19 protein-coding genes and 1 pseudogene are annotated in these 20,379 nt (G+C 70.0%); 7 read left to right on the top strand and 13 right to left on the bottom strand.

All coding sequences use genetic code 11. The features are described 5' to 3' along the window. The first annotated feature begins 22 nt into the window (after positions 1-22). The 4 genes from OG202_RS03455 to OG202_RS46350 all read left to right on the top strand — a co-directional run bounded on the left by OG202_RS03455 (position 23) and on the right by OG202_RS46350 (position 4,028). The gene (locus tag OG202_RS03455) at positions 23-1,189 is read left to right on the top strand and encodes an XdhC family protein (protein ID WP_327731403.1); all 1,167 of its coding nucleotides are present in this window, start codon (positions 23-25) and stop codon (positions 1,187-1,189) included. Next, positions 1,183-2,172, top strand: a complete 990-nt coding sequence (moaA, locus tag OG202_RS03450; RefSeq protein ID WP_327731404.1) for a GTP 3',8-cyclase MoaA — start codon at positions 1,183-1,185, stop codon at positions 2,170-2,172. The genes OG202_RS03455 and moaA overlap by 7 nt, the downstream gene beginning before the upstream one ends. 896 nt (positions 2,173-3,068) lie before the next feature. Further along, positions 3,069-3,815 (top strand): hypothetical protein, encoded by a 747-nt coding sequence (locus tag OG202_RS03445; protein ID WP_327732403.1) that lies wholly within the window; start codon positions 3,069-3,071, stop codon positions 3,813-3,815. Then, positions 3,816-4,028: a hypothetical protein gene (locus tag OG202_RS46350; protein WP_443052199.1), complete on the top strand. Its 213-nt coding sequence runs from the start codon at positions 3,816-3,818 to the stop codon at positions 4,026-4,028. It abuts the gene before it with no gap. Between the two features lie 463 nt (positions 4,029-4,491). Here the strand turns inward: OG202_RS46350 and OG202_RS46345 are convergent, their stop codons facing one another. The 5 genes from OG202_RS46345 to OG202_RS03415 form a co-directional block, all read right to left on the bottom strand. Further along, a complete protein-coding gene (locus OG202_RS46345) occupies positions 4,492-4,647 on the bottom strand; it encodes a hypothetical protein (protein WP_443052198.1) in 156 nt (51 codons plus the stop codon). A 189-nt stretch (positions 4,648-4,836) separates the two neighbouring features. Further along, positions 4,837-5,250: a (R)-mandelonitrile lyase gene (locus OG202_RS03430; RefSeq protein WP_327731405.1), complete on the bottom strand. Its 414-nt coding sequence runs from the start codon at positions 5,248-5,250 to the stop codon at positions 4,837-4,839. Positions 5,251-5,286: 36 nt separating this feature from the next. After that, positions 5,287-6,057 carry an SDR family oxidoreductase gene (locus OG202_RS03425; RefSeq protein ID WP_327731406.1) on the bottom strand — a complete coding sequence of 257 codons (771 nt, stop codon included), beginning with the start codon at positions 6,055-6,057 and terminating at the stop codon, positions 5,287-5,289. 58 nt (positions 6,058-6,115) lie between these two features. After that, on the bottom strand, positions 6,116-7,372 hold the full coding sequence (locus OG202_RS03420) for an MFS transporter (protein WP_328222278.1): 1,257 nt from the start codon (positions 7,370-7,372) through the stop codon (positions 6,116-6,118). 168 nt (positions 7,373-7,540) lie between these two features. Next, positions 7,541-7,885, bottom strand: a complete 345-nt coding sequence (locus OG202_RS03415) for a cyclophilin-like fold protein (protein WP_327731408.1) — start codon at positions 7,883-7,885, stop codon at positions 7,541-7,543. On the opposite strand from OG202_RS03415, the gene OG202_RS03410 reads away from it, so the two are divergent. After that, positions 7,878-8,003, top strand: coding sequence for a hypothetical protein (locus OG202_RS03410; protein ID WP_327731409.1), 126 nt, complete (start codon positions 7,878-7,880; stop codon positions 8,001-8,003). The two genes, OG202_RS03415 and OG202_RS03410, sit on opposite strands and share 8 nt — an antisense overlap. On the opposite strand, the gene OG202_RS03405 is transcribed toward OG202_RS03410, so the two are convergent. Together OG202_RS03405 and OG202_RS03400 are read right to left on the bottom strand one after the other, a co-directional pair. Then, positions 8,000-8,665 carry an SDR family NAD(P)-dependent oxidoreductase gene (locus tag OG202_RS03405; RefSeq protein ID WP_327731410.1) on the bottom strand — a complete coding sequence of 222 codons (666 nt, stop codon included), beginning with the start codon at positions 8,663-8,665 and terminating at the stop codon, positions 8,000-8,002. The genes OG202_RS03410 and OG202_RS03405 overlap by 4 nt on opposite strands. A gap of 76 nt (positions 8,666-8,741) precedes the next feature. After that, complete coding sequence (locus OG202_RS03400; protein WP_327731411.1) at positions 8,742-9,758, bottom strand: zinc-dependent alcohol dehydrogenase family protein; 1,017 nt, start codon at positions 9,756-9,758, stop codon at positions 8,742-8,744. 174 nt (positions 9,759-9,932) lie between these two features. Here OG202_RS03400 and OG202_RS03395 point away from each other — a divergent pair, with 174 nt between their 5' ends. Next, on the top strand, positions 9,933-10,817 hold the full coding sequence (locus OG202_RS03395; RefSeq protein ID WP_327731412.1) for a helix-turn-helix domain-containing protein: 885 nt from the start codon (positions 9,933-9,935) through the stop codon (positions 10,815-10,817). Beyond that, positions 10,814-11,684 (top strand): annotated as a pseudogene (locus tag OG202_RS03390) (helix-turn-helix domain-containing protein). The gene OG202_RS03395 and the pseudogene OG202_RS03390 overlap by 4 nt, the downstream one beginning before the upstream one ends. Positions 11,685-11,931: 247 nt before the next feature. On the opposite strand, the gene OG202_RS03385 reads toward OG202_RS03390, so the two are convergent. The 6 genes from OG202_RS03385 to OG202_RS03360 form a co-directional block, all read right to left on the bottom strand. Next, positions 11,932-13,188 carry an MFS transporter gene (locus OG202_RS03385; protein ID WP_327731413.1) on the bottom strand — a complete coding sequence of 419 codons (1,257 nt, stop codon included), beginning with the start codon at positions 13,186-13,188 and terminating at the stop codon, positions 11,932-11,934. Between the two features lie 376 nt (positions 13,189-13,564). Then, complete coding sequence (locus tag OG202_RS03380) at positions 13,565-14,704, bottom strand: XdhC family protein (protein WP_327731414.1); 1,140 nt, start codon at positions 14,702-14,704, stop codon at positions 13,565-13,567. Between the two features lie 179 nt (positions 14,705-14,883). Further along, positions 14,884-17,079: a xanthine dehydrogenase family protein molybdopterin-binding subunit gene (locus OG202_RS03375; protein WP_327731415.1), complete on the bottom strand. Its 2,196-nt coding sequence runs from the start codon at positions 17,077-17,079 to the stop codon at positions 14,884-14,886. After that, positions 17,076-18,056, bottom strand: coding sequence for an FAD binding domain-containing protein (locus tag OG202_RS03370; protein WP_327731416.1), 981 nt, complete (start codon positions 18,054-18,056; stop codon positions 17,076-17,078). The genes OG202_RS03375 and OG202_RS03370 overlap by 4 nt, the downstream gene beginning before the upstream one ends. A gap of 12 nt (positions 18,057-18,068) precedes the next feature. Beyond that, the gene (locus tag OG202_RS03365; RefSeq protein ID WP_327731417.1) at positions 18,069-18,716 is read right to left on the bottom strand and encodes a (2Fe-2S)-binding protein; all 648 of its coding nucleotides are present in this window, start codon (positions 18,714-18,716) and stop codon (positions 18,069-18,071) included. Positions 18,717-19,440: 724 nt separating this feature from the next. Then, a complete protein-coding gene (locus tag OG202_RS03360; RefSeq protein WP_327731418.1) occupies positions 19,441-20,250 on the bottom strand; it encodes an aldo/keto reductase in 810 nt (269 codons plus the stop codon). Between the last annotated feature and the right edge of the window lie 129 nt (positions 20,251-20,379).

Here is a 20,379-nt window from a genome sequence, read left to right as displayed (position 1 = left end):
GACCGTCTGCTCTGGAGACCCCATGCTCAACATCGCGGACACACTGCACCTCTGGTGCCGCGAGGAACGCCCCTTCGCCCTGGCCACCGTCGTCGACGTCACCGGCAGCGCACCCCTGCCCATCGGGACGTCGGTCGCGGTGGACGCCGACGGCAACGCCATCGGCAGCATCTCCGGCGGGTGCGTCGAAGGCGCGGTGTATGAACTGTGCCAGCAGGTGCTCGAGGAGCAAGGTGACCCACAGCGGGCCTGGTTCGGCTACTCCGACGACGACGCCTTCGCCGTCGGCCTGACCTGCGGTGGGGAACTCGACGTGCTCGTCCAGCGTGTCGATCCGGCCGTCGATCCGCATCTCGGTGCGGCGCTCGCCGAGGCGGTCGAGGGCCGGCCGGCCGCCGTCGCCCAGGTAGTGGACGGGCCTGAGGGATTGCTCGGCGCCACTTTGAGCGTCCTCGGCGACAGTTGGATCGCCGACAGCGCGCTCGGCGACGGGCCGACCGGCCGGGCTGTGGCAGACCGGGCCACCGCCCAACTGCGCACCGGGCACACCGCACGCCTCGCGCTCGGCGGAGACGCCGACACCTGCCCCGAGAAGCTCTCCGTCCTCGTCCACGCGGCCACCACCCGCCCCCGCATGCTGATCTTCGGCGCCATCGACTTCGCCGCCGCCCTCGCCCAGGCCGGCCGGTTCCTGGGCTATCACGTCACCGTGTGCGACGCCCGCCCCGTCTTCGCCACCAAGGCACGCTTCCCGCACGCCGACGAGGTGGTCGTCGACTGGCCCCACCGCTACCTGGCACATACGGCCGTGGACGCCCGTACCGCGATCTGTGTGCTCACCCACGACGCCAAGTTCGACATCCCGCTGCTGCAGCGGGCACTCGACCTGCCCGTCGGCTACGTCGGCGCGATGGGCTCCCGGCGCACCCACGAAGAACGCCTTCTCCGTCTGCGCGAAGCCGGCGTCACACCGGAGCAGTTGGCCCGACTTCGGTCTCCGATCGGCCTCGACCTCGGCGCCCGCACCCCCGAGGAGACAGCCATCTCCATCACCGCCGAGATCATCGCCCACGCCGGCCGAGCGAGTGGCTTGCCTCTGGCCCGGGTCAGCGGCCCGATCCACCGTGTGTCCGGGGCGGCGCCGGAGCCGGCGGGGCATGGGGCAGGAACGGTCTCACGAACATGCTGATCGACACCTACGGTCGGGTGGCCACCGACCTGAGAGTCTCGCTGACCGACCGCTGCAATCTGCGGTGCACGTACTGCATGCCGGAAGAGGGCCTGCAGTGGCTGGCCAAGCCCGATCTGCTCACCGACGACGAGATCGTCCGCCTGATCGACATAGCCGTCACCTCCCTCGGTATCGAGGAGGTCCGCTTCACCGGCGGTGAGCCCCTGCTGCGACCCGGCCTGGTCGGCATCGTCGAGCGCGTTGGGGCTCTTGAGCCGCGCCCCCAGATGTCCCTCACCACCAACGGCATCGGCCTCAAGCGCACGGCCAGCGCCCTCAAGGCCGCCGGCCTGGACCGGGTCAACGTCTCCCTGGACACCCTGCGTCCGGACGTCTTCAAGACCCTCACCCGCCGCAACCGCCACCAGGACGTCCTGGAGGGCCTGGACGCGGCCCGGGAGGCGGGCCTGACCCCGGTCAAGGTGAACTCCGTCCTGATGCCCGGCCTGAACGACGACGAGGCCCCCGACCTCCTCGCCTGGGCGGTGGAGCACGACTACGAACTGCGATTCATCGAGCAGATGCCCCTGGACGCCCAGCACGGCTGGAAGCGCGACGGCATGATCACCGCCGGGGACATCCTGACCTCCCTGCGCACCCGCTTCGACCTCACGGAGGAGGGCTCGCAGGCCCGGGGCTCGGCCCCCGCGGAACGCTGGGTGGTGAACGGCGGCCCGCACCGAGTGGGCGTCATCGCCTCCGTGACCCGCCCGTTCTGCGCGGCCTGCGACCGCACCCGCCTCACGGCCGACGGTCAGGTCCGCACCTGCCTGTTCGCCCGCGAGGAGGCAGACCTGCGAGCAACCCTGCGTTCCGACGTCGGCGACGAGGAAATCGCCCGCATCTGGCGCGAGGCGATGTGGGGCAAGAAGGCGGGAGCGGGCCTGGACGACCCGACGTTCGTCCAGCCGGACCGGCCGATGTCGGCGATCGGCGGCTAGGCAATTCCCTCGCAGGGTGAAGCCTTCCGCGGAGAATGAATCCCCCTGCTGGCCGCTACATTCCTTGAATTGCGATATGGCTCACAATCGGGAACGGCGACAATCCTGCCGGACGTCTTACCTACCCAAAGCCAATCAATCGGTCTTGGGAACAGGAAAGAGATTCTTCCGTGCCCGTGCTCGACCCGTTCATCCTGCTGGCCATGCCGATGTTCGCCGTGTGCGGCTATCGGCGCCGGCTCACGGTCCCCGTACGCGTTCCCGTTGGCCGGGGCGGGGCCCAGACGGCTCCGCCGTGGTCGCCAGATACCCGCGCTACGGCGGCCTCGACCTGCGGGCGCGACGGTGGCGACCCGACGGACGCCACCGGCCTCGAATGCCTACGCGTCCACGGTCATCCCGCTACGTCTACCAGATTCGCTCCACCGTTCGCCCCCGCAACTCGGACGGACTGCCGATGACCGCGGATCAACTGCGCACCCTCGCCGCCCAAGGTGCCTGGTCCGACGCACCGCCCGACAAGGGGGGAGAGTTTCCTCCCCGGATGTTCTTCTTCCCGGATGAATTTCTCCTCTTTTCGTGCCCGTGCCCGCGTGTGAGGGTCGGAATCGAGTATTTCTCGCTGATGGATCACGCCTTGGCAATTCCTGTGCGTGATCATGGAAACCGTTGACGGAACGCAAGGAAACGATGAGCAAGGTCATCTCTGTCACCAGCGCCGACCGGGACTCCGAGAGGCGCCCATGACGACGCCGACGCTGGACCGGCCCACTCCCACGGTTGCCTTGGAACCCCGGCCGGCCGTCCCGGACCGACAGGCGCCCGCTATACGGCTGGGAAGCCGGAGAGCCCGCAGGGCATTGTGGTGGGCGGCGTGCCTGATCTGTGGCGGTCTCGTGTGCCTTGTCCTCGCCATCGTCGGCACGCTGCGCGGGCGAGCACCGTCCCGGCTGCGGCGCGGGGTGGTCCTGGCCGGGGCGGCTGTGCAGCTGGCGTCTGCCGGTTCCTTCGCGGTAGCCGTACCCGAAGGTGACGGAGGTCTGCGGGAGACCACCCGCATGGTCGTCAACGCGCCGGTCTCCGGAGCGGCCCTGCTCTACGGCCTCGGCAAGGGCGGCGAGGTGCATCAGGGCGACAACGGGACGACCGCTGTGGTCCTGGACGACGAGGTCGTCCGCGCCGGCACCATGTTCGGCACGGTCTTCCTGACCGACCAGCACATGGAGGTGGACTCGCCGCGCACGCAGCGCCTGGCGGAACACGAGGCCCGGCACACCGACCAGTGGGCGGCCTTCTCGCTCGTCGGCGGGCCTGCCGCCTTCCCCGCGCTGTATGCCCTCGACGAGGCACTCTTCCCCGGCGCGTTCAACCACTTCGAACGTCAGGCCGGGCTCGATGACGGCGGCTACGACACGCCGTCGGACTGCCCCTCCATCGCCGGCCGGCTCGCCCTTGTCTCCCTCGGGCTGGTCGCAGGCTCGACCCTGGTCGCCCGGCGCAGGCTCCGCGGTGCGGAGCCGACTTCGACCGGACGTAAGGACTTCCCCCGCTCGGCGTCCAGACAACAACCTGCTGATCATCGCCTTCGGCGTGGCGCCCTGGGCGGCACCACCACGGGCGGCCGTCTGGGCGCTCGGCGTTAGATGACCACCACCATCACGGCCGTTGCGGCCACCGCCCTGGTCCTGTTCCTGATGATCCCGTTGTCCGGCAAGCCGCTCACGGCCACCGTCCTCGTCTTCCTCATGGGCCTGACTGGACACGCGCGGCCAGGCTGCGGGATCGATGCACTGGACGAGGAGTCGAGTTCACCGCCACAGGTCAGACCGGCGGCGAAGGCGTCGTCACCGGAGTAACCGAAGCAGGCGTGCTGCGGCGCCTCGGTCGTGGAACACCGGTCGGCACAGTTCGCGGACCGCGCCCTGGTCGCAGCCGCCGGAGACGCTGCCGACGACGGTGGCCAGGGCGAAGGGCATGCTTCGCGGCACCAGCGGTGCAGTGTGTCCGCGATGTTCAGTATGACAGTTCTCCACGGCAGGACCAGAGTCGGAAACGTGAGCGGGCCGCCGCCATGACGCGGGTGAGCGCCGCGCGGCGGCGGCCCCGGGAAGTCCGGCAGCCGGACGGGATGGCCGCCGTCGGCGGCCATCCCGTAACAGCGGTGACTCGCGGTCCTTGACGCCCGTTCGATCGCCTGACGGCGAACCTGGTTGCAGGCATTGAGGGGTGGCGGAGCCGACGTCGGCCATGGTCATGGAGCCGCCGTGCGGTGGGGTCGGCGGGTAGAGGGAGTCCCCCAGCCGTGACCGGTGCGCCCGGTCAGCCCGAGGACTCGGCGGCGACCTGGGTCTGGGAGTTGTACGTCCCCGGGCCCATATCGGTGGCGGCGGCCTCGACCAGCGCGGTGCCGTCGGCGTCCAGGAGGGCCCGGGCCTGGGCAGGCATGCGGGCGGTGTCGTAGACGCCGGCGGCCACGCCCTTGCCGATCCGCCGATCCCCCTTACGCCGTTGCGCGCGGGGCGAGGCAGGACACAGCCGCGTCGCTCACCACGTCGGCATGCGTGGCGGTCCGATCGTCCACTCCGAGCAGGTCGGCGACACGCTCCTCCCCGGGATGCCGTGACGTCCTGAGCGGGCCCCAGATGCGTAATGGACGGGCCGGGGTTACTGGTCGCGGGTGCGGCGGCCGTTGTACTGCTGGTCGGTGACCGGCTCGGCCCAAGTGGTCTCGGGGGTGCCGTCGCTTGTGCCCTCCCACAGGGCGATGTGCTCCATGAACCGGTCGGGGGCTGCGCCGTGCCAGTGTTCCTCGTTCGGCGGGCAGGCGACGGTCTGGCCGGGGTGGGCCTCGAAGACGGTGCCGTCCCGGGTGCCGATCAGGGCGATGCCGGAAACGATGTGCAGGGTCTGGCCCAGGGCGTGGGTGTGCCAGTTGGTGCGGGCGCCCGGTGAGAAGCGGACCAGGTTGGCGCGCATCCGGGACGGCTCCTGGCCGGCCATGATGACGTCCCACCAGACGTCGCCGGTGAACCAGTTGGCCGGGGCCTTGCTGCTGGGCTGCTGCTTGATGAATTCCATGGTGTCTCTCAGCTCTCCTTCGTGCGTGGGTTGTCCCTAGCGGGCGACGTAGCCGCCGTCGACGGGGAGGGCCACTCCGACGACGAAGCCGGCTCCGGGGCTGCACAGCCACAGGACCGCCTGGGCGATTTCCTCGGCCGTACCCAGGCGGTTGATGGGCTGGTTGGCCTCGGCCTCGGCGCGGTCGAGTTCTCCCTTGGCGATCATGTCGCTGACCATGGGGGTGTCGATGGTGCCGGGGCAGACGGCGTTCACACGGACGTTGGACGCCGCGTAGTCGAGGGCGGTGGAGCGGGTCAGACCGATGACGCCGTGCTTGGCGGCGGCGTAGACGGCCTGTCCCTTGAAGCCCTTGACGCCGGCGCCTGACGAGGCGTTGACGATCGCGCCGCCTCCGTGCTGGAGCATCAGGGGGATCTGGTGCTTCATGCACAGGAACATTCCGGTCAGGCTGACGCCGACGACACGGTCCCACTCGTCCTTCGTGATGTCCGCGGCCGATTTGACCGGTTGCTCGACGCCGGCGTTGTTGAAGGCGACGTCCAATCGTCCGAACGCCTGGACGGTGTCGTCCAGCGCGGACCGGACCTCGTCTTCGCTGGTGACGTCACAGGCGAGGGACAGAGCCTGTCCGCCCGCTTCCTCGACGAGCCGTGCGGTCTCCCGCAGTCCGTCCGCCGACAGGTCGGCCAGGGCGACGCGGGCACCCGCGCGGGCGAAGCCGACGGTGGCGCTGCGGCCGATGCCGGAGCCGGCTCCGGTCACGAAGGCCACCTTGCCGGTGAAGGCCGTGCTGCTCACAGTCATGTGCGGAGTCCTCTCGCTTGCTGAGACATCGTCGGCCGTACGCGGATCCAGCCTTGAGTCAGTGCTGCGACGGCACCTGCGCGAGTTCGTCGCGCCGCGCCTGCGTGGGCGCGTTGCTCCGGGCCACGATCCGGCCCTTGCCGGATGAGCCGTGGACGGCGAGGGCGATCAGGGGCAGCAGGGTGAGGGTGGCGATGACGGTGCCGACCAGGGGCGGTCCGGTCAGGCCGAGGGAGGAGTCCAGGGCCGTACCGGCGATCAGCGAACCGGCGGCGATACCCGTGTTGAAGGCGGACGTGGTCAGCGCCGAGGTGAGGGTGGGGGCGGCGCCCGCGAAGCGCATGGCGAGGGCGGTGACGACCGGGTTGACCGTGAAGCCGGTCAGGCCCATGAGGAAGACCAGGAGGGTGGCCGTCACCGGGTTGCCGGACAGCGGGATCAGCAGGAGCAGGACCAGGGCGGTGGCCGCGGCGGCCGTGATGGTGGTGGCCATCGGACGCCGGTCGCCCAGGTGACCGCCCGTGGTGGTACCACCCAGGGCGCCGACGCCGAAGGCGATGAGAACGAGCGGTACAGCGCCATCGGGGATGCCTGCGCGGTCGGTCAGCAGCGGGGTGACGTAGGTGTACGTCGCCAGGACGCCGCCCATGATGAGCATAGCGGCGCCGAGCGCCAGCCACAGTCGGCCCTGCCGCAGAGCCCGGACCTCGGCCCGGAGGGACACCTGGACGCGCTGCTCCTGGGCCGGGATGAAGCGGCCGATGAAGACGGCGGCAAGGCCGGAGAGGATGGCCAGGGCCCAGAAGGGGCCGCGCCAGCCGGTGAACTGGCCGGCGAAGGAGCCGATCGGCACGCCGACGACGTTGGCCAGGGTCAGGCCGCCGATCATGACGCCGGTGGCGCGCGTGGCGTTGCGCGGCCCGGCAGCGGTGGTGGCGACGACGAAGCCGACGGACCAGAACGCTCCGGTGGCCAGGGCGGTGACGACCCGGGCGGCCAGGACGATTGTGAAGGACGTGCTGAGAGCGGCGAGCAGATGTCCTAGGCAGAACACGGACAGGGCGAGGATCAGCGTCCGGCGCTGAGGAAGGCGCAGGGTCGCCATGGCCATGGTCGGCGCGCCGATGATCATGCCGATGGCGAAGGCGGTGATCAGCAGGCCGGCGTGGGAGACGCTGACTCCGAGGTCACCGGCCAACTCCGGCAGCAGGCCGGCGACGACGAACTCGGTGGTCCCCATCAGGAACGTGCCGGCGGCGAGCACCCAGACGACGAAGGGGAGCTTGCCGGGGGTGGTCCCGGATGCGGAAGGCATACGTGAGGTCTCTCCTTGCGTGGAAATCGAGGGATCATGGTGGCGGCTGAAGCCGTCGCGGCGGACAGTGGACGGCGCGGCCACGTCTTCGACGGTCCCATGCAGCGAACCAGACGAAAAGGGGAGGATCTCCTCCCCCCTTCCTGCAGGAGCGAACGGTGGGGCGGGTCAGGGCGCGGCTTCGATGGTGATCTCATCGGCGGTGGCGAGCTGCTCGGCGCCGCCGTCGGCCATGTGCCCGAGGATGACCAGGCCGGTCGCGTACGGGGCGTCGCGGTAGTAGGTGGCGAGCTGGTTCCAGGGCGTAGTACGCCAGGTCACCGACCTCGGGGTCGGCGCCTTCCGGGGCGCCGGAGGTGGACATTTCCGGGGCAGATCGGCGATCTTCTCGGCCTGGTTGAGGTCGCGCAGGGAGAGGGTCAGGGGCAGCTGGGCGGCGAAGTCGCGTGCGGTGGGGCTGTCGTTCAGGGTGGCGGCGACGGGGTGGCCGTCGAGGGTGAGCCGGATGTTCATCGCGTTTGTCCTGCCGGTCGGTGTGGTGGCCGCCGGGGCCGTCGAAGCCTGCGGCGACGCGGACTCGGAGGAGGAGGCGGCGGAGGAGGGCGGGGTTCACGCGTCGTCCTGTGGCTAGTCGGGCAGGGGCTCGGCGTAGTGGCGGAAGCCGTCCCGCTGCTGGTGGATGTCGTACAGCCGCTGTGCCAGCGCGTCGGGGCTGCTGTGTTCGGCGTCGGGCCGGATCGCTCCGGGGATGATCAGCTGGGCGGCGTGGATGTTCTCCGGGGCGAGGGTGTCGTGGAGTATGCGGGTGTAGGCGCTCTCGGCGGCGAAGGCGATGGAGGTGCCGGCGACGTTCGGGTTGGGGCGTACGGCGCTGGAGCCGTTGACGAACAGCAGTGTGCCGCGGCCGAGTTCGCGCATGCCGGGCAGGACGGCGTTCACCGCGGTGACCGGTCCCTTGACGGAGAAGGCGAGCGGGGCGTCCAGGTCGTCGGCGCTCGTGTCGAGGACCGGCTTCATGAAGTCGGCGCGGGGCACGGGGCTGTACTGGAGGATCTCGACGGTGCCCAGGGCGGCCGCGGCCGCGTGCAGGGCCGCGGTCAGGGACTCGATGTCCAGGACGTCGGCCGTGTAGCCGCGCGCCTGGATGTCGTCACGGGCGAGGGTGGCCGTCAGACCGTTCAGCTTCTCCGCGTCGCGGGCGATGAGGGCGACGGTGTGGCCGGCGGCTCCGAAGCGGCGGGCGGTGGCCAACCCGAGGCCGGGGCCGGCCCCGATGAGGGCGAAGGTGGTCACGGTGAGTCCTTGGTGGCGAGCGGCTGTGCCGGGGCGGGCTTGGGATGCCCGGCCCCGGTGGCGGGACGGTTTGTGGTCAGGGCTTCAGGAGGGCCTTGATGGCGCGGCGTTCGTCCATCGCCTTGTAGCCCTCGGCGACCTGGTCCAGGGGCAGGGTCAGGTCGAAGACCTTGCCCGGGTTGATCCGGCCGGTCAGGACCCGGTCGATCAGGTCAGGCAGGAAGCGGCGCACCGGGGCGGGGCCGCCGCGCAGGCCGACCTGGGAGAAGAACAGCTCCTGGCCCTCGACCGAGACCTCGTGCGGGACGCCGACGAATCCGACGTTGCCGCCGGGCCGGGCGGAGTGCAGGGCCTGCCGCATGGACTCGGCCGTGCCGACGCACTCCAGGACCGAGTCGGCGCCGATGCCGCTGGTGAGGTCCTTGACGCGGGCGATGCCTTCGTCGCCGCGCTCGGCGACGATGTCGGTGGCTCCGAACTCGAGGGCGAGCTTCTGCCGGGAGGCGTGGCGGGACATGGCGATGACCCGCTCCGCACCCAGTTCCTTCGCGGCGATGACGCCGCACAGGCCGACCGCTCCGTCGCCGACCACGACGGCCGTAGAGCCGGGCTTCACCTCGGCGGCGAGGGCGGCGTACCAGCCGGTGCCCATCACGTCGGACACGGCGAGCAGGCTCGGTACCCGTTCGGCGTCCGGGTGCTCGTCGGTGGCGACGAGGGTGCCGTGGGCGTTGGGGATGCGCACGTAGTCGGCCTGACAGGTGCTCATGAACTCGCGGTTCAGACAGGAGGACTGCCAGCCGCCCTGGCAGTTCACGCAGGTGTTGTCCGACGTGGCGAACGACCCGACGACGAACTGGCCCGGCTTGACGTTGGTGACCTCGCTGCCGACCTCCTCGACGATGCCGACGTACTCGTGCCCCATCGGATGGGGCTCGGCCACCGGCTCCGCGCCGCGGTAGGGCCACAGGTCCGAACCGCACACGCAGGTGGCGACCGTACGGATGACGGCGTCGGTCGGCTGGAGGATCTTCGGGTCGTTCAGGGTCTCGAAGCGCACGTCGCCGGGGGCGTGAATGACTGCTCCGCGCATGATGGGGTGCTTCCTTCAGTACGAGGGTTTGGAACCACAACCGGGAATCTTGAACGGCTGCTCGAAATCGAGCCTTACACGCGAGGGCGGGGCGCGAAAAGCGGAGGAATTTATCCCGGGACGGGAACATCCAGGGAGGAAATTCTCCCCCCTTCCCCAGGTGCGATCGATGTAATGCTGGGAAGCATGACCAGCAACGTCCCCTTGAATGAACTGGGAGAATTCCTCAAGAAGCGCCGCTCCCAGCTGAGCCCTCGCACGGTCGGGCTTCCGTCGTCCACCCGGCCGCGCCGGGTGGACGGGTTGCGCCGCGAGGAGGTCGCCCAACTCGCGTCGATCAGCACCGACTACTACACCCGGCTCGAGCAGGGCCGCATGCAGGCGTCCGCTCCCGTCCTGGACACCCTTGCGCGGGTGCTGCATCTGGATGACGACGAGCGGGGCTATCTGTTCCAGCTTGCGGGCAAGACCACCGTTCGCACGCGGCGCCGCGGCGTGCAGAAGGTCCAGCCGCAGCTGCAGCGGGTGCTGGATGATCTCACCGCCACCCCGGCCATCGTGCAGGGGAGGCGCGGTGACATCCTGGCGTGGAACGCGCTGGCGGCCGCGCTGGTCACCGACTTTTCCCGTATGCCGGAGAAGCACCGTAACTACCCTCGGCTCCTGTTCATCGATCCGGCGATGCGCGGCCTGTACGCCGACTGGGAGGGCTCGGCACGGATCGCCGTGGCGCAGCTGCGGATGGAGGCGGCGAAGTATCCCGAGGATCCCCGTCTCATCGAGCTGGTCGGCGAACTGTCCATGAGAGACAAGCAGTTCGCCCAGTGGTGGGGCGATCACCGTGTCGTCGCCCGCACCGTGGGCACGAAGACCCTCATCCATCCGGTCGTGGGCGAGGTCACCCTCGACTGCGACACCCTCACCGCCAACACCGACCCCGACCAGTACATGACGGTCTGGACCGCTGCCCCGGGATCCTCCGCGCACGACAGGCTGCGCATCCTTGCCTCCTGGGCCGCCGACCAGAACCTGCCGGCCTCGTCAGGATGGGAAGCATGACCAGCAACGTTCCTCTCAATGAGCTCGGCGAGTTCCTCAAGAAGCGTCGCTCCGAGCTGAGCCCTCGCACGGTCGGGCTGCCGGAGACCGGCGGGCCGCGCCGGGTGGACGGGTTGCGCCGCGAGGAGGTCGCCCAACTCGCGTCGATCAGCACCGACTTACTACACCCGGCTCGAGCAGGGCCGCATGCAGGCGTCCGCTCCCGTCCTGGACACCCTTGCGCGGGTGCTGCATCTGGATGACGACGAGCGGGGCTATCTGTTCCAGCTTGCGGGCAAGACCACCGTTCGCACGCGGCGCCGCGGCGTGCAGAAGGTCCAGCCGCAGCTGCAGCGGGTGCTGGATGATCTCACCGCCACCCCGGCCATCGTGCAGGGGAGGCGCGGTGACATCCTGGCGTGGAACGCGCTGGCGGCCGCGCTGGTCACCGACTTTTCCCGTATGCCGGAGAAGCACCGTAACTACCCTCGGCTCCTGTTCATCGATCCGGCGATGCGCGGCCTGTACGCCGACTGGGAGGGCTCGGCACGGATCGCCGTGGCGCAGCTGCGGATGGAGGCGGCGAAGTATCCCGAGGATCCCCGTCTCATCGAGCTGGTCGGCGAACTGTCCATGAGAGACAAGCAGTTCGCCCAGTGGTGGGGCGATCACCGTGTCGCCGCCCGCACCGTGGGCACCAAGACCCTCCATCACCCCGTGGTGGGTGAGCTGGTCCTGGACTGGGACACCCTCACCGCCAACACCGATCCCGACCAGCACCTGACCGTCTGGACCGCCGCCCCCGGTTCCCCCACCCACGAGCGGCTGCGCATCCTCGCCTCCTGGGCCGCCGACCAGAACCTGCCCGCTTCCTCGTCCCTCCGCTGAGCGATGCCTACGGCAGCCGAGGAGCTCTCGCTCGCGAAGCACCGGAACCTCCGTCGACACAGATTGTCGGACCGAACAGCCGGACGACGTGGAGATTCACCGCGGCAATACGGGCGTCGCCGTCCTGGGGATCATTCCCAGTTGTGGCGATGTGCCGACACCTGCGGCGACTTCGCCGGGCGGTACGTACCTCACAGTATCGGCCCGTGAGCCTGACCTGCTGCTCGCCCGTGGGGCGAGCAGCAGGTCAGCCGATGTTCGGAGCGCTCTCGCTCGGCCAGACCGACTGGTCTGCGGCTCGACCTCGCTGAGGCGGGGGCGCCTCGGAGCGGGTGGCGTGCATCAGCGCGAGTGCGGTCAACGGTATGAGAGTGAGGGCTGTCGCCGCTGTGCCGACCAGCGGGGGCCCTGCTTGGCCCAGTGGTGAGGTCAGGGCGATGCCCGCCGTCCAGGAGCCGACGGCGATGCCCACGTTGGGCGCCGCGCCGCTGAGGCCGGAGGCGAGGGTGGGCGCGGAACCGGCGAAGCGCAGGGCCAGCGCGCCGAGCGCCGGGGTTGCCGCGAAGCCTGTCATCCCCATCAGTGTCACCAGGACGACGGCCGCCACGGGGCTTGGGGAGAGCCAGGTCAACAAGAGCAGGACCAGCGTGGTCGTGGCGGCGGCCGTGATGAGCGTGGCAAGGGGATGACGGTCGCCCAGGCGCCCGCCGACCGTGGTGCCCAGCAGGGCGCCCAGGCCGTAGGCGGTCAGGACCACGGGCACGGCTCCATTCGGGATGCCGGCCCGTTCGGTGAGCAGGGGCGAGATGTAGGTGTACGTCGCCAGAACACCGCCCATCAGCAGTGTCATGGCACTCAGCGTCAACCAGACCCGGACATCCCGCAGCGCGCCGAACTCGGCCCGGACGGAAGGCGCCTCGCGTCGCTCGTCGGCAGGGATGTACCGGCCGATGACCGCCGCCGCGGCGGCTGACAGCGCGGCCAGTACCCAGAACGGCCCGCGCCAGCCCGACAGCTGCCCCAGCCACGCGCCCAGAGGTACGCCGGCCACGGTGGCCACGGTCGCACCTCCCAGGAGCATGCTCAGTGCCCGTGACGTCGCTGCCGGCCCAGCCGCGGTCGTGGCCACGACCGCTCCGACGGACCAGAAGGTGCCGGTGGCCAGTGCGGTCGCCAGGCGGGCCGCGAGCACGAGCGCGAAGGACGAGCTGAGCGCGGCGACCAGGTGACCGAGGGCGAAGACGACGAGCGCGAGGATCAGCGTGGAGCGCCGGGGCAGGCGCAGCGTCGCGACAGCCATCGCCGGCGCGCCGACGATCATGCCTGCGGCGAACGCCGTGATCAGCAGGCCCGCGCGAGACACGCTGACATTCAGGTCGTCGGCGATCTCGGGGAGCAGACCCGCGATGACGAATTCGGTGGTGCCCATGAGAAATGTTCCGGCGGACAGCACCAGGACGACAAAGGGCAGCTTGCGGGTGCGGTCGTCGTTCGGGTGTGACATTCGGTGGCATTCTCTTTTCATGGCGACGCGCGACCGCTGTGGGGCGGGGGACGCCGAAGAGCATCGCACCGCGCCGGCGCTTTGTGAGGGGGAGGAATTCCTCCCAGCTTTGTGGCGGAGTGGCGATCGATCGAGCTTTCGGCGGCGGCCGATCGCGGATAAGCCGGTGCTGATGCGCTGTGAAGCGCATCAGGGCGCAGATGAGGAACTGCTTCGTACGGGGGACGTCCGGCCGTGGACGCTGGTGCCGACGACCCCAGGCGCTGGACGGGACGGGAACCAGCGGCACAGCGTGCGTCCCGGGGCGAGGCCGCCGAAGGTCCTACGTCGTGGGGGCACCTCGTCGGCCGTCGCCCAGCGTCTGCCGCGGCCTCCCTCAGCCCACCGCGACCGGACTCCCCTGAGAGAGCGGCCGGTGGATCGGACCGGTGGCCTGTGCCAGGGGCAGGCCTGTGCCCTGGCCCGCGTGAGCGATGATCTCTGCGACGATGGAGATCGCCGTCTCCTCGGGAGTACGGGCGCCGAGGTCGAGACCGATCGGTGAGCGCAGCCGGGCGAGCTGCTCCTCGGTCACGCCGGCCTCGCGCAGGAGGCGCAGGCGTTCGTCGTGGGTGCGCCGGGAGCCCATGGCACCGATGTAGCCGACGGGTAGGGCGAGGGCGAGGCGCAGCAGGGGGATGTCGAACTTCGCGTCGTGGGTGAGAACGCAGATCGCGGTGCGTGCGTCCACCTCGGTGCGCTCCAGGTAGCGATGGGGCCAGTCGACCACGACCTCGTCCGCGTACGGGAAGCGGGCGGCGGTGGCGAAGACGGGGCGGGCGTCGCACACGGTGACCCGGTAGCCCAGGAAGGCCCCGGCCTGGCTGAGGGCGGCGGCGAAGTCCACAGTGCCGAAGACCAGCAGGCGCGGGCGGGACCCGTTGACATGGACGAGGACGGTCAATGGTTCGGGGCAGCCGCCACCGTTGCCGCCGACCGAGACCCGGGCGGTGCGTCCGGCTCGCAGCAGGGCCCTGGCTTCCTCCGCCACCAGTCGGTCCGCCGGCCCGTCGTCCAGGGTGCCGTAGGTGACGCTGCCGCCGACGAGGACGCTCAGGGTCGAGCCGAGGAGGTTGCGGGGGCCGTCCACGATCTGCGCCACAGCGGTGGGTCGGCCCCGGACGACGTCGGCGAGGGCTGCGCCGATGTGCTGCTGGGTCGAAGGATCGATACGTTGGACGAGGACGTCGAGTTCGCCGCCGCAGGTCAGGCCGACAGCGAAGGCGTCGTCGTCGGAGTAGCCGAACCAGGCGAGCTGGGGGGCACCCCGGACGCGGAGCACCTGCTGGCACAGTTCGTAGACCGCGCCCTCGACGCATCCGCCGGAGATGCTCCCGACGGCGTTGCCGTCCTCGTCCACCGCTACCGACGTGCCGACGGGCAGGGGTGCGCTGCCGGTGACGTCGACGACGGTGGCGAGGGCGAAAGGGCGGTCCTCGCGGCACCAGCGGTGCAGTGTGTCCGCGATGTTCAGCATGAACGGGTCCTTCGTGGAGGGGGTGGCGTGGGGTGGGCCGCCGCCGCGCCGCCGGGGAGTATGGCTTGACGCGGCGGCGGCCCTGGGAGGTCCGGCAGCCGGACCGGGGGACTGGCTGCCGGACGAGGGAAGAGTGCCCGGGCCCACCGGGCGCTGCGCAGCGGCCCGAGGCACTCGGATCAGAGCAACGCCTCGGCGGTGATGGGAAGTTCGCGAACCCGGCGGCCGGTGGCGTTGAAGACCGCGTTGCCGATCGCGGCCGCCACACCCACCTGGACGACCTCGCCGAGGCCCTTGACGCCGAGCGCGTTGCCGTCGTTGTCCTCGCCGTCGAGGTAGATCGCCCTGACCTCGGGGACGTCGGCGTTGACGGGGACGAGGTAGTCGGCGAGGTTGGCGTTGACGATCCGCCCGTCGCGGTGGTCGGTGACCGTGTGCTCCAGCAGGGCCGCGCCGATGCCGCCCACGATGCCGCCGAACGCCTGGCTCTCGGCCAGCTTGGGGCTGATGATCCGGCCCGCGTCGTACACCCCGAGCATCCGCCGTACCCGCACCAGGCCCAGGGTCGCGTCCACGGCGACCTCGGCGAAGGTGGCGTTGTAGGCGTGGTAGGAGCGCCGCGCCGGACTGGGCGGCCCGGTGTAGGAGCCGCTCGCCTCCAGATGCGAGCGGTCGTTGCGGGCCAGCAGACTCCGGTACGTCTCGCCGCGCGCCTGGTTGCCCTGCACGTGCAGCCGGCCGCCGCGCACCACCACATCACCGGCGTCCACCCCGTACAGCGGTGACTCGCGGTCCTCGACGGCCAGCTTGATCGCCTGCTCGCGGACCTTGTCACAGGCGTCGACGACGGCACTGCCGACGCTGGCCATGGTCGCCGAGCCGCCGTGCGGGCCGGTCGGCGGATAGAGGGAGTCGCCGAGCCGGAAGGTGACCGTGCGCATGGTCAGCCCGAGAGCGTCGGCCGCGACCTGGGTCTGGGAGGTGTAGGTACCCGGCCCCATGTCACTGGTGGCCGACTCGACCACAGCGGTGCCGTCGGCGTCCAGACGCGCCCTGGCCTCCGCGGGGAAACGCCCGGGATCGTAGACACCGGCTGCCATGCCCAGGCCGATCAGCCAGTCGCCCTCGCGCCGCGCACGCGGCCGGGCCGAGCGGCGGCTCCAGCCGAACTCCCGGGCACCGACCGTGTAACACTCACGCAGCCGGCGGGTGGAGAACGGCAGATTGCTCGACTCGTCCTCGCTGGGCTCGTTGCGCCGACGCAGCTCGATGGGGTCGACGCCGAGTTCGTGGGCGAGTTCGTCCATCGCCGACTCGATGGCGAACGACGCCGTGGCGAGACCGGGGCCGCGCATCCAGATCGGCGTGTTCACGTCCAACGGCACCTGCCGGTATGCCTGGCGGACGTTGGGCATGCTGTACATCATCTGCCCCGCCGCCATGACGGCCTCGGTGAACGTCTCGTACGACGACGTCTCGGCATCGATGTCGTGGATCGCGGCGGTCAGCCGTCCGCGCCGGTCGCTGCCCAGCCGCAGCCGGTACTCGTACAACGGCCGGAAGCCGGTGCCGAAGTACATCTGCCGACGGCTCAGCACCAGCTTCACCGGACGCGCCGTCACCCGGGAGGCCAGGGCGGCGACGACCGTGTGCGGCCAGCACCGCAGCCCACTGCCGAAGCCGCCGCCGACGAACGGGTTGATGACCCGCACCGACTCCGCGGGCAGGTCGAACACGGCGGCGAGCTCGTCGTGCGTACCGACGACCCACTGCGTCTTGTCCCAGACGGTGAGCTTGTCGCCGTCCCAGCGGGCGATGGTGGCGTGCGGCTCCATCGGGTTGTGGTGGTTGCGTGCCAGCTGGTACGTCAGGTCCAGCCGTACGGGAGCGTTGCGAAGTCCGGCTTCCGCGTCGCCGCGCGCGTAGTTCGTCGGTTCGCCCGGCTCGGCCTCGTGCAGGTCGGTCGAGGACTGTTCGGCGTCGTACTCGACCTTGACCAGGCTGGCGCCGTGCTGCGCGGCCTCCAGCGTGGTGGCCACCACGACAGCGACCGGCTGGCCGTGGAAGACGACCCGGTCGTCCTGGAACACCCGCAACCTGCGCCCAGGAGGGTTGTTGGACCCGGCATTGTCGCGGTACGGCAACTTCGGCGCGTTTCCGTGGTGGATCACCCGCAGCACACCCCGGTGCTTCTCGGCGGCACCGGTGTCGATGGACCTGATCCGGCCACGTCCGATGCTCGCGTCCACGACGACCGCGTGTACGGCCCCGTCGACGTCGTACTCGGCGGCGTACAAGGCCTTGCCCGTGACCTTCAGCCTGCCGTCCACCCTCGACAGCGGCGCACCCACGGCGGCCTGCGGCTGGGGACTCACTTCGTACCTCCTACGATGCGCAGCTGACGCTCAACGGTCCGCTGGAGTAGCTCGACCTTGAACCGGTTGTGCGTCAGCGGGCGGGCCCCGTCCGACGCCTTCTGGGCAGCGGCCGCCCACAGGGCCTCGGAGGGGCGTTCCCCGACGAGGTGTTTCTCAACGGCGGGCAGCTTCCACGGCACCGTGCCCACCCCACCGACGGCCACCTTCGCCTCCCGGATCACCCCGCCGCGCACATGCAGCGCGACGGCAGCCGACGTCAGGGCGAACTCGTAGGACTGACGGTCACGGACCTTCAGGTAACCGGACTTCAGCGGGCGAGGAAGGGCCGGGATTTCCACTCCCGTTATCAACTCACCCTTCCGCAGCGCCTGTTCACGGTGTGGAGTGCTGCCGGGCTTGAGGAGGAAGTCGCTGAAAGGGACTTGGCGCTCCCCGTCCGGGCCCAGCAGGCGCACGGTCGCCTCAAGTGCCGCGAACGCCACGGCGGCGTCGGAGGGGTGGGTGGCCACGCAGGAGTCGGAGGTGCCCAGGATCGCATGCGTACGGTTGACGCCCTCCAGCGCGGCGCAGCCGGAACCGGGGTCACGCCGGTTGCAGTCGGCGGTCACGTCACGGAAGTAGGTGCACCGGGTGCGCTGCATGATGTTGCCGCCGATGGAGGCCATGTTCCGCAGCTGTGCCGACGCGCTCAGCTCCAGCGCCTCGGAGACGACCGGGAACAGGGTGCGCACCTTGCGGTGGGCGGCGGCCTCGGACATGGTCACCAGCGCGCCGATCCGCAGGCCGCCGCGCTCGGTGACGGTGACCTCGTCCAGCGGCAGACCGGAGATGTCGACCAGAGTCTCCGGGCGCTCGACGGTCTCCCGCATCAGGTCGACCAGCGTGGTCCCGCCGGCGATGTAACGTCCGCCACGGCGACCGGCGTCGAGAGCTTCCCGTGTAGTGGAGACACGAGTGTACGAGAAGGGATACATGACGGCCGCCCTCTACTTCCGGCCCGCGGTCTGCTCGACCGCGCGCACGATTTTCACGTAACAGCCGCAGCGGCAGATGTTGCCGCTCATCCACTCCCGGATCTCCTCCGGCGAGTCGGTGTGCCCCTCCTCGATGCAGCCGACACCCGACATGATCTGGCCCGGCGTGCAGTAGCCGCACTGGAAGGCGTCCTGCTCGATGAACGCCTTCTGCAACGGGTGGAGTTCGTCGCCGTCGGCCAGCCCCTCGACGGTGGTGACCTCGGCGCCCTCCAGACGCACGGCCAGCGTCAGACAGGAGTTGACCCGGCGTCCGTCGACCAGCACCGTGCACGCACCACAGGCACCGGCGTTGCAGCCCTTCTTCGAGCCGGTCAGATCGAAGTGCTCACGCAACAGGTCCAGCAAGGACGTACGGTTGTCGACCGTCACGGTCCGGCGCTTGCCGTTGACCGTCAGGGAGACCTGACTGGAGGGCGACGCTCCTGCGGCGTTCGCCTCCTGCGAGTCGGCGAGGATCGTCCCGCCGATCACACCGCCCGCGACGACGGCACCACCCACCGCAGTGGTGGCGATGAAGGTGCGCCGACTGGGCGCTGGAGAGGACTCGCCGGCGCCCGTGGGGGGTGGAGCGGCAGACTCGGGGAGTTCAGTGGACATGGGGGGTACGCCTTCGCATAGCGGACAGATCATGCCGTGCGCAACGGCACGGCAGGAGGCGGGACCGTCGTCGCCGCAGAACCTGGACAACCGTGCGGATCACAGCCGCGGTCCGGTCAGGTCGGCAGTCTGGCATCACCGTGGCACTCGTGGCAGGGAGACTTTTCTCCCCCTTAGCTTTTTTCCCCAATGCTGAGACGTGGTGTAAGTGAGCTGCGGCGTGGGCGTGTTGGGGCAGGTGCTACGGCGCTTCCCTGCCTTCTGTCGACGTGGGCATCCCATGACGAGGCGTCCACGGCAAAGGTCCGAAACAGCCTGTTTTCAGTCGGGGACGCGGTCGTGACCTCGTAGACGTCGATGCCTTGGCCAGGCTGTGACGACGTCGCCTGAGGGCTCCACGCTCTGCGCGTCCACCGCCGACGATGCCCGCTTCTGGGGCCGCCGGCGCAGCGGTCCTTGTCCCCTGGCAGGTCGTGGACCGGAGAACTGATCAGGACTGTTGCGGTGCGTTCGAACAGGCGTCGCCGCCGTGCTCACACGGACGCCGGAGGATCGGCTTCTCCACATTTTCCACGATCCATCGAGCCAGGCCGACACGGAAGACCCGGCGACTGAGCGGCGCTGGCGGCCTGCGACGCAGGGGACACCCAGCCGACCCTGATGATGATCGAACGCGTTCACACCGAAGGACGCCCCGTCTCGGCTCTTTTGGGTGCCCTGCGGATCAGACTGCGTCGGTGAGGGACCTGAACTCGTCGTCGGTGAGCCGTACCAGCGCAGCGGCGGCGGTGTTCTCCTCCAGATGCGCGACCCTGGAGGTACCGGGGATCGGAAGCATCACCGGGGAGCGGCGCAGGAGCCAGGCGAGGGCGAGCTGCGAGCAGCTCGCGCCATGCTGACGGGACGCGGCGTCCAGCGGGCCGCCCGGGCGGGCGAGTTCGCCGGTGGCGATCGGGAACCAGGGGATGAACGCGATGTTCTCGGCCTCGGCGTAGTTCAGCACGTCCTCGGCGGAGCGATTAGCGAGGTTGTAGAGGTTCTGCACGGAGACGATCTCGGTATGCGTGCGGGCCTCCTTCAGCTGCTCGACCGTCACCTCTGACACACCGATGTGGCCGAGCTTGCCCTCCTGTTGCATCAGGGCCAGCTCACCGAGCTGATCGGCAAGCGGAACCTTGGGGTCGATGCGATGGAGCTGATACAGATCGATGCGCTCGAGTCCGAGGTGGTGGCTCAAGCTCAACTCCACCTGTCGGCGCAGATGCTCGGGTCGACCGTTGGGACGCCAGTCGCCCGGACCCGGGCGGGTGAGGCCCCCTTTGGTGGCAATGACCAGGTCATCGGAGTAGGGATGCAGAGCCCTGCGGATTAGCTGCTCGTTGGCGAACGGCCCGTAGGCGTCGGCCGTGTCTATGAAGTTGACGCCCAGTTCCACTGCGCGGCGCAGGACCCGGACGGCCTCGTCCGGGTCGCGCGGCTCGCCCCAGACACCGGGACCCGTCAGCTGCATGGCGCCGTAACCGAGACGGTTCACGGTCAGGTCGCCACCCAGATCGAAGGTGCTCGCGGTGGCGGGGGTTCGGTTGGCTGCGTGCTCACCACGTTGGGAGAGAGTTTGAGGGCCAGCAAAAGACGGCGGGGGCAGCCGCAAGGCGGAGGGGGT

Origin of the sequence: Streptomyces sp. NBC_00310 (genome assembly GCF_036208085.1) — a bacterium.
In the GTDB taxonomy this organism is placed as follows: domain Bacteria; phylum Actinomycetota; class Actinomycetes; order Streptomycetales; family Streptomycetaceae; genus Streptomyces.
The sequence above is the reverse complement of the archived record's forward strand: the minus strand, read 5'-3'. Positions and strand labels throughout refer to the sequence as shown.

Coding starts and splice junctions, on each gene's coding strand:
- OG202_RS03455 (WP_327731403.1), top strand. CDS start 23: ATGCTCAACATCGCGGACACACTGCACCTCTGGTGCCGCGAGGAACGC.
- moaA (WP_327731404.1), top strand. CDS start 1,183: ATGCTGATCGACACCTACGGTCGGGTGGCCACCGACCTGAGAGTCTCG.
- OG202_RS46350 (WP_443052199.1), top strand. CDS start 3,816: ATGACCACCACCATCACGGCCGTTGCGGCCACCGCCCTGGTCCTGTTC.
- OG202_RS03430 (WP_327731405.1), bottom strand. CDS start 5,250: ATGGAATTCATCAAGCAGCAGCCCAGCAGCAAGGCCCCGGCCAACTGG.
- OG202_RS03425 (WP_327731406.1), bottom strand. CDS start 6,057: ATGACTGTGAGCAGCACGGCCTTCACCGGCAAGGTGGCCTTCGTGACC.
- OG202_RS03420 (WP_328222278.1), bottom strand. CDS start 7,372: ATGCCTTCCGCATCCGGGACCACCCCCGGCAAGCTCCCCTTCGTCGTC.
- OG202_RS03410 (WP_327731409.1), top strand. CDS start 7,878: ATGTTCATCGCGTTTGTCCTGCCGGTCGGTGTGGTGGCCGCCGGGGCC.
- OG202_RS03415 (WP_327731408.1), bottom strand. CDS start 7,885: ATGAACATCCGGCTCACCCTCGACGGCCACCCCGTCGCCGCCACCCTG.
- OG202_RS03400 (WP_327731411.1), bottom strand. CDS start 9,758: ATGCGCGGAGCAGTCATTCACGCCCCCGGCGACGTGCGCTTCGAGACC.
- OG202_RS03395 (WP_327731412.1), top strand. CDS start 9,933: ATGCTGGGAAGCATGACCAGCAACGTCCCCTTGAATGAACTGGGAGAA.
- OG202_RS03385 (WP_327731413.1), bottom strand. CDS start 13,188: ATGTCACACCCGAACGACGACCGCACCCGCAAGCTGCCCTTTGTCGTC.
- OG202_RS03380 (WP_327731414.1), bottom strand. CDS start 14,704: ATGCTGAACATCGCGGACACACTGCACCGCTGGTGCCGCGAGGACCGC.
- OG202_RS03370 (WP_327731416.1), bottom strand. CDS start 18,056: ATGTATCCCTTCTCGTACACTCGTGTCTCCACTACACGGGAAGCTCTC.
- OG202_RS03365 (WP_327731417.1), bottom strand. CDS start 18,716: ATGTCCACTGAACTCCCCGAGTCTGCCGCTCCACCCCCCACGGGCGCC.